Origin of the sequence: Rhizobium bangladeshense, from assembly GCF_001662075.1 — a bacterium.
GTDB lineage: Bacteria > Pseudomonadota > Alphaproteobacteria > Rhizobiales > Rhizobiaceae > Rhizobium > Rhizobium bangladeshense_B.
In genome coordinates this window covers 273,624-290,523 of record NZ_LYPL01000005.1, presented here as the reverse complement: position 1 = coordinate 290,523, position 16,900 = coordinate 273,624, and the positions used below count along the sequence as shown (strand labels likewise).

The window sequence follows — 16,900 nt, the reverse complement described above, 5'->3', positions numbered from 1 at the left end:
CGGCGTCGCATCTTGCGATAGGCGGTGCGGCGCCGCAAACGCAATTTAGCAGGTTTTACATGTGGATAGACCGCGGTGACGAGAAGCCTTCCGCGGTCTTTTGCTCAAGGGTTGAAAAAATTCCCATTTTTTCAAACGATTGAATTGATTTCAATCGTTTCAATGACTTAGCCTTCCATTTTCCTCTCTATAAACTTCTGTTATCGCCGTCCTATATTCTTAAACCGCCGATGTTAACGCTGTGGAGAGATCGAATGAGCGAACGACTGGAAGACATTGCAGTGCAGATGGTTGCAGGTGGCCGAGGACTGCTTGCGGCTGACGAATCGACCTCCACCATCAAGAAGCGTTTCGACACGATCAATCTCGAATCGACCGAAACCAGCCGTCGCGACTACCGCGAGATGCTCTTCCGCTCCGACGAGGCGATGAAGAAATATATTTCCGGCGTCATTCTTTTCGAAGAAACGCTCTACCAGAAGGCCGCCGACGGCACGCCTTTCGTCGATATCATCCGCGCTGCCGGTTCGATTCCCGGCATCAAAGTCGATACCGGTGCCAAGCCGATGGCCAAATTTCCCGGCGAAACCATCACCGAAGGCCTCGATGGCCTCGGCGAGCGCCTTGCCCGCTATTATGAAGCCGGCGCCCGTTTCGCCAAGTGGCGCGGCGTCATCGCCATCTCGTCCTCGCTGCCGACCCGCGGCTCGGTCCGCGCCAACGCTCAGGCGCTCGCCCGCTATGCGGCTCTCTGCCAAGAAGCCAAGATCGTGCCGATCGTCGAGCCGGAATGCCTGATGGATGGCAAGCCGGGCGACCACAACATCGGCCGCTGCGCCGAAGTTACCGAATCCACCCTGCGCATCGTTTTCGAGGAACTTGCCGAAGCCCGCGTCAGCCTCGAAGGCATGGTCCTGAAGCCGAACATGGTGATCGACGGCAAGAACGCCCGCAAGGCCTCGGTCGAAGAAGTCGCCGAGCGCACCGTCAAGGTTCTGAAGGCAACCGTCCCGTCCGCCGTTCCCGGCATCGCCTTCCTCTCCGGCGGCCAGACGACCGAAGAGGCGACCGCGCATCTTTCCGCCATCAATGCCACCGGCGACCTGCCCTGGCTTGTCACCTTCTCCTACGGCCGCGCCCTGCAGGACAGCGCCCTCAAGGCCTGGAACGGCAAGTCGGAAAACGTCGCCGCCGGCCAGCGCGAATTCACCCACCGCGCCGAGATGAACAGCCTCGCCGCCAAGGGCAGCTGGAAGAAAGACCTGGAACAGGCAGCCTGATTTTTCAGGGGCGCGAAGTTAGAAGAAGCAGGGGCGGCAACACGATGTTGCCGCCCCTTTCTGTATTGTCATGGCGACAAGAAACCGGCTCGCCTCGCTGGAAAATCGTGATTATCCATAGCGGCCCGCTGCAACAGGAGCCGCTATGCACACCATCTCCTACGTCACCGTCGATGTTTTCACCTCCAGCCGCTTCGAGGGCAATCCGCTTGCCGTTATTTCCGATGCGCGGGGCGTCAGCGATGCGGCGATGCAGCAGATCGCTACCGAGTTCAACTATTCCGAGGTGACCTTCGTCCTGCCGCCGGAAAGTCCAGAAAATTCCGCCCGCGTACGCATCTTCACGCCGACGATGGAAGTGCCCTTTGCCGGCCATCCGAATGTCGGCACCGCTTACGTACTCGGCCAGCAGGCGGAGATCTTCGGCAAACCGATCGGCGAGAGGCTACGCTTTGAGGAAAAGGCCGGCATCGTCGAAGTCGACCTGAAACGCAACGGCGGACAAATCAAGGCCGCCGCCATCCGCGCGCCGCGGCCGCTGACGATCGGCGAGACCATTGCCGAGGAAACCATCGCCCGTTGCATCTCGCTCGATCCGGGCGTCATCGTCTCCACCACCCACGCGCCGGTCTTTGTCTCCGTCGGCCTGAACTTCGCCGTCGCCGAATTGAAGGAGCTCGAAACCTTGGCCACCGCCCGTCCGAACCTGGCCGGCTTCCAGGCGGCCGCGGGCCGGCAGACGACGAACGGCCACGACTTCTCGCTCTTCGTCTATGCCAGGACATCCGACGATCCGTGGCATATTCGCGCCCGCATGTTTGCCCCCCTCGATAACGTGCCCGAGGATCCGGCAACCGGCAGCGCTTCTGCAGCACTCGGCGCCTATCTTGTCTCGCTCGCGCCGGACGCCGACATGGACGTCCGCCTCACCATCGAACAAGGCGTCGAAATGGGCCGCCGCAGTATCATTGCCCTCAATGTCGTGAAATCCGGCGGCATCGTCACCGATGTCGTCATCTCGGGACATTGCGTTTCCGTCATGCGCGGAGAAATCATCCTGCAGGACTGACGATCCGGGATGGAGCGCGGGCTTACATAAGGAAGTCGCGCGATAAGAGCGCCACGGCCCAGACGCCGAAGGCGATAAGCGCGATCTTCCAGAAATCCATACGCCGCCGGAGGCCGGGGAGCCCGAGCGGCTTGATCACCTGTATCGCCATGGCAAGCATGAGCAGCAAGGCTATCAGCTTTGTCATGCTTTATTTTTTCCATTTTTCGGAATGTCACAGGACGGACATTTTTCCGAGCGAACAAGAGCATCTCGACACGCCGTAAAGATATTCCGGGGCACAATCAATCATCTTGAGGCTGGCCAGGCGCAGGTCTTGCCTTATGTCCGTTTACAATCGCTGAGACCGAGTCTGGGGAAATGAAGAGAAATCTGCTGTCCGTCGCCGCGTTGCTCTTTGGCACGCTCTTCCTTTTCATGGGCAACGGCCTGCAGGGCATCCTGCTTCCCGTGCGCGGCAATCTCGAAGGCTACGCCACCACGACGCTCGGTCTGCTCGGCACCTCATGGGCCGGAGGCTTTGTCATCGGCTGCCTGGTGGCGCCGAAACTGGTGCGCCGCGTCGGCCATGTCAGAGCCTTCTCCGGCTTCATCTCGATCATCGCCATCATCGCGCTGGTCAGCGGCATCATCATCGATCCTATCTGGTGGGTGGTTCTGCGCGCCGTCACCGGCTTCTCCACCGCCGGCACATCGATGATCATCGAAAGCTGGCTGAACGAGCGCGCCAGCAACGAAAGCCGCGGCGCGATCTTCTCGCTCTATATCGGCATCACTCTGCTCGGCGTCGTCGGCGGCCAGATGATGATCCCGCTCGAGGATGTGCGCACGCCGGTGCTGTTCATGATCTGCGGCATCTTCTATTGCATCGCCATGCTGCCGACGACGCTTTCGACCGCCGCCTCGCCGCAGCCGCTGAAGGCCGTGCGTCTCGACCTGCCGGCGCTCTACCGCAATTCGCCCGTCTCCTGCCTCGGCATCCTGCTCGTCGGCATCGCCAACGGCGCCTATGGCACGCTGGGCGCCGTTTTCGGCGCCGGCGCCGGCCTTTCCGACACCAGCATCGCCGTCATGATGAGCGCCACCATCTTCGCTGGCGCCATGATGCAGTTGCCGGCCGGCCGACTTTCCGATCGTATCGACCGGCGCTACGTACTCGCTGCCATGTCGGCGATCGCCGCCCTCGCCGGCCTACTGATCTTCATGCTCCACCCGACATCGCCCGCCTTGCTGATCGGGCTGGTTATTCTTTACGGCGCGGTGGCCAACACGCTCTACCCCATCGCGGTCGCTCACGCGAACGACTTCGCGGCATCGGAGGATTTCGTCAAGGTCTCCGGTGGTCTGCTGCTCCTCTACGGCATCGGCACGGTTATCGGCCCGACGCTCGGCGGCCCCGTCATGTCGGCGATCACACCGCATGCGCTTTTCCTGGTCACGGCCATCGCCCATGTGCTGATCACCGTTTATGCGATTATCAGAAGCCGCATCCGCGCCGCCGTCCCGGCCAGCGACCGCGACGCCTATACGACGATCCCGACCGGCACATCGCCGATGCTGACGCCGCAAAGCATGTCGCTTGCCGATCGCGGCACCGGCAAGTCTCCCGAAAGCAGCGATCCTGCTGTAAAGTTCGGATAGAGCGTCCCGCAGAACTGCGCGCGGTTTTTTCAGTAACTCGTGAACGGGAAGCTCAGGACAAGGGTGGTTTAGGCCGGATCGGCCTAAATTTCCTTTCCGCATCGCCCATATTTTTCGCCATCATGCTGCCTACAGCAAAAGGAGGAGAACCGATGAGCTTTATCGATGACGACCGGCCGCAGAAGAAAACCGCCCATGAGATCGGCGCCGATCTCTCCATGCTTTCGGTGGACGAGCTGAAGGCGCGAGTGGAGTTGCTGAAGGCCGAGATCACCCGGCTGGAAGCCGAGGCCGCCCGCAAGGCCTCCGGACGACAGGCGGCGGAAAGCTTCTTCCGATCATGATCCGCAAAAACCTCAAAAAACAACAGCATGGCTGACTAAATGAGTCAGCCTCAAGTCTTCATTCGGTACAATGTTAATAAAATATTAAGCTTTATAAGGTATTACTATATTCATCCAGATTTCCTCTGGGTCTCAGACAGTTTTCCATGCGGTGAATTGGTCTGATTTTTCTCCCTGTTTTACCTTGAGAGCCGCTTTTGCGGCTCTTCTTTTTGCTGCGGCCGGCGCATTTCCATGAAACTGTGGAGATTAACCCTTTCTTAAGAAACGGCTTGCGCATTTGCGCTAATGATACCATCTTAAAGTCATAAAGACCGGCTCCGGAAACTTTTCCGTCGGCGCCGGCGTTACCTGACCATAAGTAGCTGCGTGCAACAGGGACTATTGCGATGTCGGAAGTTGGATTGAACACGATCAGTTTTGCGGGCCGCGCGGCTGCATCCTCACAGTTCAAGGCGCTTTATGCCGAAGGCATGTCGCTGGTCGAGGAGACCGCCGCCTATCTCGACGGCCAGGGCCGCGCAGCCTCCAAGGTTCTGCCGCGCATGGCGTCCGTCCTCTATGCCGCGGAATCGATGCGACTGACCACCCGACTGATGCAGATGGCTTCCTGGCTGCTGCTGCAGCGCGCCGTCAACAACGGCGAAATGTCCCGCGATCAGGTGCTGGCCGAGAAGAACAAGGTCCGCCTCGACGGCTTCAACGTCGACCGCGCCGCACCGGGCTGGGGCGATCTGCCGGAATCCTTCCGCGATCTCGTCGAGCGCTCGCTGCGCCTGCAGAACCGCATCGCCCTGCTTGATCGCGAAATCTATCGCCCGGCCGAAGCCGTGATCGTTCACGATAATCAAAACAGTGTGCAGGCCCAGCTTTCCCTGCTGCAGACGGCCTTCGGCAACAACTGACCGATCTGACAAATTGCATTTGAACCGGCTGCGCCTCGCGCGGCCGGTTTTTCATTTGCTGCGCTACCGCCAGCCTGCAAACGCAAAAAAGCCCGGCAGAACCGGGCTCTTTTCAAATTCCGTCGAGCAGAAGCGATTAGAGGCCGAGGCCGCCGAAACGCTTGTTGAATTTGGAAACGCGACCACCGCGATCCATCAGCTGCTGATTGCCGCCGGTCCAGGCCGGATGCGACTTGGAATCGATTTCGAGGTTCATGACAGCACCTTCCGAACCCCAGGTCGAGCGGGTTTCGTATTCGGTGCCATCGGTCATGACTACCTTGATCATGTGATAGTCGGGATGGATGCCTGCCTTCATAACAATCTTCCTGCGATACCGGAGTTCAATTTGCCGCATGCAGTTGCGGCCACCGAACCGATTGAATAAATGAAGCCGCAGTCGTGATGGCTACGGCTTCCCATTAGGATGGCGTGCCTATACATGAAGGACGCCGGGATAACAAGAGCCAACAGGCCGCATTAGCGGGTCCTCGCGGCGATCGGAGATGATTTGGCAGAACAGGGACGGGCTGAAGAAAACAAAGGGCGGTCGTTGCGGCCGCTTGGCAGACTGACGCCTTATCTCATGCGCTATCGCGGCCTGGTGGCGGGTGCGCTGATTTCGCTGACGCTTGCCGCCGTCACCTCGCTGGCGCTGCCGCTCGCCGTGCGCCGCATGATCGATCATGGCTTCACCCAGTCGGACGGCCGCTTCATCAACAGCTACTTCGCCATGCTGATGGTCATGGCCGTCGTGCTCGCTGTTGCAAGCGCCATGCGCTACTATTTCGTCATCACCATCGGCGAACGCATCGTTGCCGATCTTCGCCGCGATGTCTTTGCCCATGTGACGCGGCTGTCGCCCTCCTTCTTCGACGTCAACCGGTCCGGCGAAATCGTCTCGCGTCTGACGGCCGACACGACGCAGATCAAGTCTGCTGTCGGCGCCACTGCTTCCGTGGCGCTCAGGAACCTCATCCTCTGTCTCGGCGCCATGGGCATGATGGTCGTCACCTCACCGAAGCTTTCCAGCCTCGTCATCGGGGCGATCCCGCTAATCGTCTTCCCGCTCGTTGCCTTCGGCCGCTCGGTGCGCAGGCGCTCCCGCGCCGCCCAGGATACGCTTGCCGAAGCGTCCGCCTTTGCCAACGAGACGATCGCCGCAACCCGCACGGTGCAGGCCTTCAACGGCGAAGATGCCGCAGCGACGCGCTACGGCGGCGCCGTTGAATCCGCCTATCAGGCCGCCCGCGCCGCCATCCGCTCGCGCGCCTTGCTGACCGGCATCGCCATCACGCTGATCTTCGGCAGCGTCGTCGCCGTCCTCTGGGTCGGCGCCCATAGCGTGCTTGCCGGCACGCTTTCGGCCGGCACGCTCGGTCAGTTCCTGCTCTATGCCGTCATTTCGGCCGGATCGCTTGGCGCACTGTCCGAGGTCTGGGGCGAACTCTCGCAGGCGGCCGGCGCTGCCGACCGTCTAACCGAGCTTCTCGACGAGGTCTCGCCGATCGCCGCCCCTGCCAGCCCCGAAGCCCTGCCCTCGCCCAGCCGCGGCCGCGTCGAATTTTCCGGCGTGCATTTCGCCTATCCCTCGCGCCCCGGCAAATCGGCGCTGCATGGCTTGAACTTCGCCATCGCGCCGGGAGAAACCGTCGCCATCGTCGGTCCCTCCGGCGCCGGCAAGAGCACCGTCTTTTCGCTGCTGCTACGCTTCTACGATCCGCAGCAGGGCGGCGTGATGATCGACGGTGTCGACGCCCGGCTGACGACACCCGACGAGTTGCGCCAGCGCATGGCCATCGTGCCGCAGGACGTCACCATCTTTGCCGCTTCGATCCATGACAACATCGCCTTCGGCCGCCCCGGCGCCTCGCGTGAGGAGGTCCGCGCCGCAGCCCTTGCCGCCCAGGCCGACGAGTTCATCGCCCGGCTGGAGAGCGGCTATGAGACCGCGGTCGGCGAACGCGGCGTCACCCTCTCGGGCGGCCAGCGGCAGCGCATCGCCATTGCCCGCGCCATCCTGAAGAACGCGCCCATACTGCTGCTCGACGAGGCGACGTCTGCCCTTGACGCCGAAAGCGAGACCCTGGTGCAGAAGGCGCTCGACGGCCTGGTCGACGGCCGCACGACGCTCGTCATCGCCCATCGCCTGGCCACAGTGCTGAAGGCCGACCGCATCCTCGTCATGGATCAGGGCCGCGTCGTCGAGGAGGGCACGCATCAGAGCCTGATCCGCGACGGCGGCATCTATGCGCGCCTCGCCCGGCTGCAGTTCGACGCCGCGAACGAAGATGTACTCGCCCCCGCGAAATAGCCGGCATCCGCTTTTTCCAGGACAGTAACTAAAGTCTGACCTCTCTTTGCACCTTCTCGCGGTTGTCTTTCGCGCCGCCCGCCCTACCCTCTTCATGCCCCTGGGTAGGGGAAAGTTGTTGAAATAACTTGGGAGGAGATTGGAATGGCGCTTTCCGATATGACGCGACGCACGGGCCTTGCGCTCGCTTTCGGCCTGGCTGCAACGGCCGGTCTCGGAACGGCTTCCGTTGCCGCGGATTTTCCGGATCGTGCGATCACCATGGTCGTTCCCTTCGCGGCCGGCGGCTCGACCGATGTCGTCGCCCGCATCGTCGCACAGAAGATGTCGGAAGATCTCGGCCAGCAGGTGATCGTTCAGAACGTCGCCGGGGCCGGCGGCAATCTCGGCGCCGGCAACGTCGCCCGCGCCGACCCTGACGGTTACACGATTCTGATGGGCACGGTCGCGACCCATGCCCTCAATCCGCTGATCCTCAAATCGACACCCTATGATCCCGAGAAGGATTTCGCACCGGTCTCGCTGCTCGTCGTCGTGCCGAACGTGCTGGTCGTCAATCCGGAATTGCCGGCAAAGACCGTGCCGGAACTGATCGCGCTGCTGAAGGCCGAGCCCGACAAATACAGTTACGCCTCGTCGGGCAATGGCACGCCGCTGCATCTTTCCGGCGAACTATTCAAGAGCATGGCCGGCGTCAGCATGCAGCACATCCCCTATAAGGGCGCCGGCCCGGCCTTGAACGATGTCATCGGCAATCAGGTGCCGATCATGTTCGACAACCTGCCCTCTTCGTCCAGCCACATCAAGGCGGGCACGCTGAGGGCGCTGGCGGTGACGACGGCTGAGCGCGCGCCCTCCTTCCCCGACGTGCCGACGGTCGCGGAATCCGGCATTCCAGGCTATGAGACTTACACCTGGAACGCCCTCTTCGCACCGGCAAAGACACCGAGCGAGGTGGTAACGCGCCTCAACGCCTCGGCTAAGAAGGCGCTGGCCGATCCCGCCGTTGCCGAACGGATGAAGGAGTTCAGCGCCACCATAGTCGGCTCCACGCCGGAGGAACTCGCAGCCCATGTGAAAGCCGAACTCGCCAAATGGGGGCCGGTCATCAAAGGCGCGAACATCCAGATGGAATGACGCGGCGGCGCCCGTCCCACATCGCGGGTACTTGTACCCAACGGAAACCATGTCGCGGGACGCTCTCGCGCGGCATGTCTTCCACGCACAATAATGCGCACAGATCTGGCGCATCATGCTTTGCGACAAATCGACGACGATTTTCGGGCGATGCTCAGGCATCCCAATTGTCATTAAGGTAGTGGAAAAGCTCGCCATTTTGATCTAGCCTCCTCGATGCTGATGGTACAATTCAGCGTTTCGGGAGACATCCATGTACAAATTTGAAGTTTACAAGGATAAATCAGGCGAATTTCGCTTCCGCTTCAAGGCATCGAACGGGGAAACCATGTTCCTGTCCGAAGGCTACAAGGCGAAGGCCTCGGCCATCAGTGCCATCGAATCCATCAAGAAGAACACGCCCGGCGCCGACATCGTCGATCAGACGAAGGCCGAAGCCTGAGCAGGAAGGCACGGGCGGCGTGAGCGCCGCCCTGTTTTCTTTCGCGCCTTCAGCGGCGCTGGCGCCGTTGAGCTTGGCTCACCTGCTTTCGAATTTCCGACGCCGTTTTCGTTTTCAAGTATTTTTCAAAGCCATGTCGAAACGACCGCCGCTCGTGCCTCATTGTCTCGGAACGGCTGAGCCGCTCCACCAGGATAACGGCTTTCGTCGGCCTGGAAGGCCAACAACGAGATCAGGAGTTTTCCATGCAATATGCTCTCATCATTCGCGAAGCCCCCGAAGATTTCGCGCGCCGCAGCGATCCTGCCTATCGCGACGGTTGGGTCGCCTACAGCAAGGCGCTCGCGCAGGCAGGAATCATGACCGGCGGCGCCGGCCTGACAGCCCCCGAGACCGGCACGATCCTGCGCCGCAAAGGCGAGGATCACGATGTCCAGGACGGTCCCTATCCGGAAGGCAAGGAACAGCTCGGCGGCTTCTATCTGATCGAGGTCCCAGATATCGACACCGCGCTGGAATGGGCGACCCGCGTTCCGATCTCCGACAAGGGTTCGATCGAGGTGCGCCCGCGCCTGTAGATGTGAGGCGGGAATGTCCGCCGATGCCGGACGCGCCGCCGAACAGGTAGCGCGTCAGTCTTATGGCAAGCTGATCGCCTTTCTCGCCGCCCGCTCGCGTGACGTGCCGGCGGCGGAAGACGCATTGTCGGAAGCGCTGGCTTCTGCCTTGCGCGTCTGGCCGGAGCGCGGCATTCCTGCCAATCCCGAAGCCTGGCTGCTGGTCGCCGCTCGCCGCAACCTCATGCAGGCGGCCCGCCACCGCACCGTAGAGGCCAACGCACGAACGACGATATCGCTCGCCCTCGAGGAAGCGGAGGAGCGCATGAACGAGGCCGGCAATTCCGTTTTTCCCGATGAGCGGCTGAAGCTGCTCTTTGCCTGTACCCACCCTGCCATCGACAGCTCCGTGCATACGGCGCTGATGCTGCAGACGGTTCTCGGCATCGAGGCGAGAACCATCGCACGAGCCTTCGTCGTTTCGCCGCAAGCGATAAGCCAGCGGCTGGTGCGGGCCAAGGTGAAGATCCGTGATGCCGGTATTCCCTTCGCCGTTCCGCCTCGGCCCACTCTGCCGGGGCGACTCGCCGCCGTGCTTTCGGCGATCTACGCTGCCTACGGCCTGGGATGGGATGGCCTCGACGGCGAGGAGGCGCACCAGTCGCTTGCCGCCGAAGCGATCTGGCTCTGCCGGGCGCTGCTGACGGTGCTACCGGACGAGCCGGAAGCGATCGGCCTCCTGTCGCTGATGCTTCACTGCGAAGCCCGCCGTGATGCCCGGCGCGACGGCGAGGGCCGATATGTGCCGCTGGACGAGCAGGACACGGCGGTCTGGAACGCGATCATGATCGCCGAGGCAGACGCACTGCTGCGCAAGGCCGGGAGCTTCGAGCGTTTCGGCCCTTTTCAGTGTCAGGCGGCAATTCAATCCGTGCATGCGGCGCGTCGCCTTTCCGGGACGACCGACTGGCAGGCGCTGACGACGCTCTATGCCGCGCTGCTGTTGATGAAGCCGATGCTCGGCGCCCGCGTCGCCGAGGCGGCGGTGATCAGCAGGGCCTCAAGCGCTGCCGAAGGCATCAGCCTACTCGACAAGATCGATCCGGGCGCCATCGCGGCCTATCAGCCCTACTGGGCCGTGCGTGCCTTTCTTCTGGCACGGGCCGGCGACAATACCGCCGCGGCTGAGGCTTACGTGACGGCGATCGGCCTCAGCGACAGTCCAGCCGTTCGCGCCTTTCTTGCCGACAGGCTCGAGGAGTGGCGGCAGACAATATCAAGCTGATTATTTCTCGGTCAGCTTCAGCTCGATGCGGCGGTTGGTGGCGCGCGCATCCGGCGTATCGCCGGGTGCGATCGGCTGGAACTCGCCGAAGCCGGCGGCGACGAGCCGGTCGGCCGGCACGCCTTGGCCGATCAGGAACTTGACGACCGACGTCGCGCGCGCCGATGAAAGCTCCCAGTTGTCGCGATAGCGGCCCGTTCCGCCCAGCGGCACGTTGTCGGTATGGCCGTCGACACGCAGCACCCAGTTGATTTCAGGTGGAATTTCCTTGGCGAGGTCGAGCAGGGCGGTTGCAAGCTTCGCCATCTCCGTCTGCCCCTCCGGATTGAGATCGGCGCCGCCCGAGGGAAACAGCACCTCCGACTGGAAAACGAACCGGTCGCCGACGATGCGAATATTTTCGCGGTCCGAAAGGATCTCGCGCAAACGGCCGAAGAAGTCGGAACGGTAACGGTTCAACTCCTGCACGCGGGCCGCGAGCGCAACGTTGAGACGGCTACCGAGATCCGCGATCTTGGTCTGCGAGACCCGATCCTTTTCCTCCGAGGCCTGAAGGGCTGCTTCAACGGCGGCAATCTGGCTGCGAAGCGCTGATATCTGCTGGTTCAGCAACTCGACCTGGCTGAGAGCCCGTTGGCTTACCTGCTTCTGCTCGTCGAGTTCCTGCGTCATCGCGCCGATCCGCTTCTGCGCCGCGTCCTGGCCACCAGAACCGGCATTCAGCAGCGCCTGCAGCCGCGAGCGCTCGCCTTCGACGTTGGCAAGCGAAGCCTGCAGGTTGGCGACCGAGTCCTGAAGATCCTGATTGCTGCCCTTTTCGAGCGCGAGAAGCTGCGTTAGCTCGTTGATCTGGCTGTTGAGGCGATTGAGCACCTCGTCACGTCCTGTGATCTCGCGGCTGAGAATGAACTGCCCGACGACGAAGACCGTCAGCACGAACATGATCGAGATGAGCAGCGTCGAAAGCGCATCGACGAAACCCGGCCAATAGTCGACCGTGCGTTCGCGGCGGCGGTTGCGGGCAAGAGCCATGGCTTACTTGCCCTCGCTCTTCTCTGTGTGGCTTGTGCGTTCGCGGTGGCGTTCGGGTTTCTCACCGGCCCGCTCCTGCAGGCCGATGCGTTCGGCCAGCCGGTCGAGCGTGCGGCGCATTGCTTTCGCCTCGTCCTGCTGTGCCTCAATCCAGTCGCGCAGCATCTGCTGCTCGTTTCGCATATTCTTGACGAGCCCCTGGATGCCTTCGGCAAGGCTCGCCATGGCGGCGACCGAGCGCTGGCTGCCGACACCACCCTCTTCGGAGGCCTTGCGCAGATATTCGGAGAGCGCACGCATGTCCTCAGAGGACGAACCGGACACGGCGTCGAGCGCCGGCGCAAGATCGGAACCGACATCGGTAACGGAGGAGAGCCAGTTTTCCAGTTCCATGTAGAAGCGGTTCTGCGCGCGGCCGGCCTGCAGGTCGAGGAAGCCGAGAATGAGCGAACCGGAAAGGCCGAGCAGCGAGGACGAGAAGGCCTGGCCCATACCCGAAAGCGGCGTGGACAGCCCGTCCTTCAGTGCCGAAAGCACGTCCCCGGTGCCGTTCGAGCCGGCATCGAGCGATTGGATGACACCACTGATCGAACCGATCGTGCCGATGAGGCCCCAGAACGTCCCGAGCAGGCCGAGGAAAACCAGAAGGCCGATCAGGTAGCGCGAAACGTCGCGCGATTCGTCGAGGCGGGTCGCGATCGAATCGAGGATCGAACGCAGCGCCGTCGTCGATAGCGCCAACGAGGTCTGGCGGTTGCCGATCAGTGCCCGCATCGGCGCCAAAAGTCGCGGGTTGCGATTGACCTTGTCGGCACTGCCGGCAGCGCGGAAGGAGTTGAACCAGCGCACTTCGGGGCGAAGCGCCAGCACGTGACTGAAAACAAGGATGATGCCGACCGCGAGAACGCCGACGATCAGGCCGTTGAGGCCCGGATTGTGCATGAAGGCCGTCTGCGTCTGCCGGAAGAGGATGGCGGCAATGAACCCGACGATGACGAGGAAAAGCAGCATCGTCCAGAGGAAGGGCATGGGGCTCGAAAGCCTGTAGACATAACCGCCGGGCGTCTTTTCGGTGGAGCCGATCTCCGCCACATTCACATTTTCCATAGGTTCAGCAGCCTCCGAACTCATTGCTGGCGGAGACTAGAGCAACATTGTGCCGAATTGAAGTATCTGGAGGCGAAAACCGTGACTTTACAACAGCCGCGTTTTCTCTCCCCTACTTGGCGGGAATCGGTCGCTTGATGACCTCGATGAGCGCCTTGTGAATGTGTTCGTTGCCGGCGACGATCGCGCCACCCTCCAGAATGGCCGCTCCGCCGTCCCAATCGCTGGCAAAGCCGCCGGCTTCGCGGATGAGCAGGATGCCGGTCGCCATGTCCCAGGGAGCAAGCTCCGCCTCCCAGAAACCATCGAGACGTCCGGCGGCGACATAGGCGAGATCAAGCGTAGGCGAGCCCAGGCGGCGAATGCCCGCCACCTCGCCCATCACGTGCCGAAGCTCGACCAGGAATTTGCCGTGATTGCGCTTGCCGAGCGCCGGCACGCCGCAGCCGATGACGCAATCCGACAGCACGCGGCGTGCAGCGACGCGCAGGCGCCGGTCGTTCAGGAAGGCGCCGCCGCCGCGTTCGGCAGTATAGAGCTCGTCGGTCGCCGGATTGAAGACGACGGCGGCAACAATCTCGCCGTTGCGCTCGAGAGCGATCGAGACCGCGAATGCTGGGATGCCGTGCAGGAAGTTCGTCGTGCCATCGAGCGGGTCGACGATCCAGCGATGCGCACCGTCCGTGCCCTTGATCTCCTCGCTCTCCTCACCGAGGAACCCATACGTCGGGCGTGCCTTGAGCAGTTCTTCCCGAACGATCTTTTCGGCCTTGCGGTCAGCGGTGGACACGAAGTCGCCCGGTCCCTTCACCGAAACCTGCAGGTTTTGCACTTCGCCGAAATCACGCCCCAGCGATTTTCCTGCCTTGAGGGCAGCCTGAACCATGACATTGAGAAGAGCTGAACGGGCCATCGGCGCATTTCCTTGGGACTGATACGGGACGCGCGCTGCCAGGGGCGGGAAATGTCCCTGAACATGCATGACAGGCAGCGCTGCAAAGATTGGCGGCCTCAAGACCACAAAACCAGGGAAATTTCAAGAGGAGGCCCGCATGGCTGCCTTTCCTCGTCGGGAACCCGCGGTTTTTATTCCAATCGGATCGGCTCAATACGGGTCTCAGAATTTCCGATGCGTGATCATCACTTCGCGAGCGATCTGATCGAGCGGCAAGACGCGGTCGACGCCGCCCTTGGCGATCGCCTCCTTCGGCATGCCGAAAACGACCGAACTCGCCTCGTCCTGCGCCACCGTGTAGGTGCCGGCCTCTGCATCTCCAGCCTGCCGCGCGCGCCGTCATCGCCCATGCCGGTCATGATGATCCCCATGGCATTCGAGCCGGCGGAACGCGACGCCGAGCGGAAGAGCACATCGACGGAAGGCCGGTGGCGCGACACCAACGGCCCGGTCTTCACGCTCACATAATGGCGCGCGCCTTGGCGTTCGAGCAGCGTGTGCTTGTCGCCGGGCGCAATCAGCACATGCCCGCGCAGCACCGGGTCGCCATCGACGGCTTCCTTGACCTCGACCTCGCAGAGCCCGTTCAGCCGCTTGGCAAAGGCGTCGGTGAATTTTTCCGGCATATGCTGGACGATTACCATGCCAGGCGCATTGGCCGGCAATTCCTCAAGAAATTCACGCAGCGCCTCCGTGCCGCCGGTGGAGGCGCCGACGCAGACGACCATCTCGGTCGTCTTCGCCATGCAGGGCACACAGCGGTTGTATGAAACTGCCATATAACGAGTCTTGAGACTCGCAATTCTGATCCGAAATAAAGTTGTGTTTATCCTCAAAATTTTGCAACAAACAAATAAAAGCAATGGGTTAGCCGTATTAACCGACCACAAGGTCGCGACGGCGCCCAATCCTCATCTTTCGTTAATCACAACGCTGACGAGTCCGGCGCGTTTACCGGAGGTTTCCATCCTGCGCGTAAAAATAGTGTCAGATAAGCCTGTATCTTACGAAAAGGTATAAATGTTGGCACACGCTCTGGTATCGCCGACCGCTGCAGCCTACACCTCCGGGCGGGACATTGGCCGGACCCTGGAATCCGCCCGCAGCCGGGTCGAGGAACGTTTTCTCGAAGGCGGCACGGTACTGCTGTCGGTGATGGATGTTCTCAACCGTTTGTTGAGTTCTCTCGAGAGCGTCACGGCGGCGCTCGACAATGGGGAGTCGAGCGATACCGGTGCCGATCTCCGTGCCACGGTGGAGAGCCTGACGGCGCTGCCGGTCACCGAAGAAAATCGTCAGCAGGCACTCGTCTCACTGGCGCAGACCGGCAGGGAGCTGCGCAAATACGTCTCCGATATGCAGGAGACGATGCGTTATCTCAGAACTTTCGCCGTGACCGTGAAGATCACCGGCGCCGGCCTTGCCGAATTCGCCGGCTTCGCACAGGAAATCCTGGAGCGAATCTATTCCGGCACCGATGAAGTCAACCGTTTCGCCGCGCATCTCGACAGCCTGGACAAGGAGGTCAAACTCGCCGCCTCCTTCGGCGCCAGTGTCTCCAAGGGCTACGCCGATACCGTTCCGGCCGTTGCCGCCGCCCTGCGCGGCGACGCCGCCAAGATCGCCGAACACCGCAAGCATCTCGGCGTCGTCGCCCGCGAGGTCGGCGCGATTGCACGCGGCGTTCAGAGCAAGGTCGCCTCGACGCTTTCTGCCCTGCAGATCGGCGACATCACCCGCCAGCGCATCGAGCATGTACAGGCCACGCTTTCGCTGCTTGAGGAGTTCTTTGCCGGCGACGAGGGCGCGAAGCTCGATGCCGGCGCGCGCAAGCGCCTTCAGAACGTCATTCACCATCTGACCGCGGCGCAGATGAACGACATGTGCGTAAATTTCCAGTGGGAATCGGAAAACGTCGTCACGACGATCGCCAGTTTTGACCACGACATGCGGGAGATCCTAAAACTGCGTGACCAGATGAGCGACGCGAGCGGCGAATCCAGCGGCAACTTCATGCGCGCGCTGGAATCGAGCGTTTCGGCCGCCCACGAAATCGTCCGGCAGGTCGATACGGCAAGCCGGCAGGCCGACCAGGTGAGCCAGTCGACGATCGACACGGCCACCAAGCTCTCCCAAGCGATCGCCAATATCCGCGCCGTCAAGACCGACATCCATTATATGGCCTTGAACACCAATCTGCGCTGCAGCCGTCTCGGCGAGGAAGGCAGGTCGATCAACGTCGTCACGGCCGAATTGCGCATCTTCGCCGGCAAGCTCGACGAGTCCGCCGATGCCATCGTCACCGGCCTGCCGGCGCTCGAAGCCGCGGCCGGACGCATCGCCCCCGCCACCGATGCCGAGGCGGGCGGCCTGGGAGAGGGCCTGACGTCGGCCGTCGGCAACATCCGCGCCGCAGCCGACGTCATGGAAAACGAGCTGAAAGTGCTTGCCGAAAACGGTCGCGAGGTCGCCACCAAGATCGGCCTGCTGATCGGCAAGCTCGATTTCCAGCGTGACCTCGGCGAGGTCTTTGCCCGCTGCGCCGATGTGCTTGATGAGGCCGCCGGCACCGAGGTCGCCGATATCTCCGATCTCGCGGAGGCGATCGCCCCGCTCGACCGCAAGATCTTCAAGCACTATACGATGGTTCAGGAACGCAACATTCATCGCGACATCATCCCGGCCTGCGAGGAAAGCGCTGCTGCCCCCCTGCTCCCGCCGAGCCTGCCAAGATCGAAAACGACGAGGATCTTTTCGCCGACGCGCTGATTTAAAGTCGCCCCGGTTGGGACG

General features: G+C 61.9%; 15 protein-coding genes and 2 pseudogenes. 11 read left to right on the top strand and 6 right to left on the bottom strand.

Features of this window, described 5'->3' with window-relative positions; translation table 11 throughout:
• The first annotated feature begins 254 nt into the window (after window positions 1-254).
• Both A7X77_RS13020 and A7X77_RS13015 read left to right on the top strand, forming a co-directional pair.
• Window positions 255-1,280, top strand: a complete 1,026-nt coding sequence (locus tag A7X77_RS13020) for a class I fructose-bisphosphate aldolase (RefSeq protein WP_064683317.1) — start codon at window positions 255-257, stop codon at window positions 1,278-1,280.
• Between the two features lie 145 nt (window positions 1,281-1,425).
• Entirely contained in the window at window positions 1,426-2,349 is a 924-nt protein-coding gene (locus tag A7X77_RS13015; protein ID WP_064683316.1) for a PhzF family phenazine biosynthesis protein, read from the top strand.
• Window positions 2,350-2,371: 22 nt separating this feature from the next.
• On the opposite strand, the gene A7X77_RS33480 is transcribed toward A7X77_RS13015, so the two are convergent.
• Window positions 2,372-2,536 carry a hypothetical protein gene (locus tag A7X77_RS33480; RefSeq protein ID WP_097664134.1) on the bottom strand — a complete coding sequence of 55 codons (165 nt, stop codon included), beginning with the start codon at window positions 2,534-2,536 and terminating at the stop codon, window positions 2,372-2,374.
• A 173-nt stretch (window positions 2,537-2,709) separates the two neighbouring features.
• On the opposite strand from A7X77_RS33480, the gene A7X77_RS13010 reads away from it, so the two are divergent.
• The 3 genes from A7X77_RS13010 to A7X77_RS13000 all read left to right on the top strand — a co-directional run bounded on the left by A7X77_RS13010 (window position 2,710) and on the right by A7X77_RS13000 (window position 5,239).
• Window positions 2,710-3,990 carry an MFS transporter gene (locus A7X77_RS13010; protein ID WP_064683315.1) on the top strand — a complete coding sequence of 427 codons (1,281 nt, stop codon included), beginning with the start codon at window positions 2,710-2,712 and terminating at the stop codon, window positions 3,988-3,990.
• A 152-nt stretch (window positions 3,991-4,142) separates the two neighbouring features.
• Window positions 4,143-4,334: a DUF1192 domain-containing protein gene (locus tag A7X77_RS13005; RefSeq protein WP_064683314.1), complete on the top strand. Its 192-nt coding sequence runs from the start codon at window positions 4,143-4,145 to the stop codon at window positions 4,332-4,334.
• 389 nt (window positions 4,335-4,723) lie between these two features.
• A complete protein-coding gene (locus A7X77_RS13000) occupies window positions 4,724-5,239 on the top strand; it encodes a DUF1465 family protein (RefSeq protein WP_004679442.1) in 516 nt (171 codons plus the stop codon).
• Window positions 5,240-5,375: 136 nt separating this feature from the next.
• Here the strand turns inward: A7X77_RS13000 and rpmE are convergent, their stop codons facing one another.
• Window positions 5,376-5,597: a 50S ribosomal protein L31 gene (rpmE, locus tag A7X77_RS12995; protein WP_003566413.1), complete on the bottom strand. Its 222-nt coding sequence runs from the start codon at window positions 5,595-5,597 to the stop codon at window positions 5,376-5,378.
• Window positions 5,598-5,789: 192 nt separating this feature from the next.
• Here rpmE and A7X77_RS12990 point away from each other — a divergent pair, with 192 nt between their 5' ends.
• The 5 genes from A7X77_RS12990 to A7X77_RS12970 all read left to right on the top strand — a co-directional run bounded on the left by A7X77_RS12990 (window position 5,790) and on the right by A7X77_RS12970 (window position 11,013).
• Complete coding sequence (locus A7X77_RS12990; RefSeq protein WP_064683313.1) at window positions 5,790-7,592, top strand: ABC transporter transmembrane domain-containing protein; 1,803 nt, start codon at window positions 5,790-5,792, stop codon at window positions 7,590-7,592.
• Window positions 7,593-7,736: 144 nt separating this feature from the next.
• A complete protein-coding gene (locus A7X77_RS12985) occupies window positions 7,737-8,729 on the top strand; it encodes a Bug family tripartite tricarboxylate transporter substrate binding protein (RefSeq protein ID WP_064683312.1) in 993 nt (330 codons plus the stop codon).
• 253 nt (window positions 8,730-8,982) lie between these two features.
• Window positions 8,983-9,171, top strand: coding sequence for a YegP family protein (locus A7X77_RS12980; RefSeq protein WP_064683311.1), 189 nt, complete (start codon window positions 8,983-8,985; stop codon window positions 9,169-9,171).
• A 245-nt stretch (window positions 9,172-9,416) separates the two neighbouring features.
• Window positions 9,417-9,749 (top strand): YciI family protein, encoded by a 333-nt coding sequence (locus A7X77_RS12975; protein WP_064683310.1) that lies wholly within the window; start codon window positions 9,417-9,419, stop codon window positions 9,747-9,749.
• Between the two features lie 13 nt (window positions 9,750-9,762).
• The gene (locus A7X77_RS12970) at window positions 9,763-11,013 is read left to right on the top strand and encodes an RNA polymerase sigma factor (protein ID WP_064683309.1); all 1,251 of its coding nucleotides are present in this window, start codon (window positions 9,763-9,765) and stop codon (window positions 11,011-11,013) included.
• Here A7X77_RS12970 and A7X77_RS12965 read toward each other — a convergent pair whose 3' ends face one another.
• The 4 genes and pseudogenes from A7X77_RS12965 to A7X77_RS12950 all read right to left on the bottom strand — a co-directional run.
• Window positions 11,014-12,045 carry a peptidoglycan -binding protein gene (locus tag A7X77_RS12965; RefSeq protein ID WP_064683308.1) on the bottom strand — a complete coding sequence of 344 codons (1,032 nt, stop codon included), beginning with the start codon at window positions 12,043-12,045 and terminating at the stop codon, window positions 11,014-11,016.
• 3 nt (window positions 12,046-12,048) lie between these two features.
• Complete coding sequence (locus A7X77_RS12960) at window positions 12,049-13,152, bottom strand: MotA/TolQ/ExbB proton channel family protein (RefSeq protein ID WP_064683307.1); 1,104 nt, start codon at window positions 13,150-13,152, stop codon at window positions 12,049-12,051.
• A gap of 112 nt (window positions 13,153-13,264) precedes the next feature.
• Window positions 13,265-14,065, bottom strand: a complete 801-nt coding sequence (locus tag A7X77_RS12955; protein WP_064683306.1) for an inositol monophosphatase family protein — start codon at window positions 14,063-14,065, stop codon at window positions 13,265-13,267.
• Window positions 14,066-14,269: 204 nt separating this feature from the next.
• Window positions 14,270-14,853: pseudogene (locus A7X77_RS12950) on the bottom strand (CheB methylesterase domain-containing protein); the annotation flags it as partial.
• A 277-nt stretch (window positions 14,854-15,130) separates the two neighbouring features.
• Between A7X77_RS12950 and A7X77_RS12945 the strand changes: the two are divergent.
• Window positions 15,131-16,881: pseudogene (locus tag A7X77_RS12945) on the top strand (chemotaxis protein).
• The last annotated feature ends 19 nt before the right edge of the window (window positions 16,882-16,900 follow it).

Bases quoted from the DNA above. Each gene is read 5' to 3' on its own strand.
- A7X77_RS13020 (WP_064683317.1), top strand. From the start codon at position 255: ATGAGCGAACGACTGGAAGACATTGCAGTGCAGATGGTTGCAGGTGGC.
- A7X77_RS13015 (WP_064683316.1), top strand. From the start codon at position 1,426: ATGCACACCATCTCCTACGTCACCGTCGATGTTTTCACCTCCAGCCGC.
- A7X77_RS33480 (WP_097664134.1), bottom strand. From the start codon at position 2,536: ATGACAAAGCTGATAGCCTTGCTGCTCATGCTTGCCATGGCGATACAG.
- A7X77_RS13010 (WP_064683315.1), top strand. From the start codon at position 2,710: ATGAAGAGAAATCTGCTGTCCGTCGCCGCGTTGCTCTTTGGCACGCTC.
- A7X77_RS13005 (WP_064683314.1), top strand. From the start codon at position 4,143: ATGAGCTTTATCGATGACGACCGGCCGCAGAAGAAAACCGCCCATGAG.
- A7X77_RS13000 (WP_004679442.1), top strand. From the start codon at position 4,724: ATGTCGGAAGTTGGATTGAACACGATCAGTTTTGCGGGCCGCGCGGCT.
- rpmE (WP_003566413.1), bottom strand. From the start codon at position 5,597: ATGAAGGCAGGCATCCATCCCGACTATCACATGATCAAGGTAGTCATG.
- A7X77_RS12985 (WP_064683312.1), top strand. From the start codon at position 7,737: ATGGCGCTTTCCGATATGACGCGACGCACGGGCCTTGCGCTCGCTTTC.
- A7X77_RS12980 (WP_064683311.1), top strand. From the start codon at position 8,983: ATGTACAAATTTGAAGTTTACAAGGATAAATCAGGCGAATTTCGCTTC.
- A7X77_RS12975 (WP_064683310.1), top strand. From the start codon at position 9,417: ATGCAATATGCTCTCATCATTCGCGAAGCCCCCGAAGATTTCGCGCGC.
- A7X77_RS12970 (WP_064683309.1), top strand. From the start codon at position 9,763: ATGTCCGCCGATGCCGGACGCGCCGCCGAACAGGTAGCGCGTCAGTCT.
- A7X77_RS12965 (WP_064683308.1), bottom strand. From the start codon at position 12,045: ATGGCTCTTGCCCGCAACCGCCGCCGCGAACGCACGGTCGACTATTGG.
- A7X77_RS12960 (WP_064683307.1), bottom strand. From the start codon at position 13,152: ATGGAAAATGTGAATGTGGCGGAGATCGGCTCCACCGAAAAGACGCCC.
- A7X77_RS12955 (WP_064683306.1), bottom strand. From the start codon at position 14,065: ATGGCCCGTTCAGCTCTTCTCAATGTCATGGTTCAGGCTGCCCTCAAG.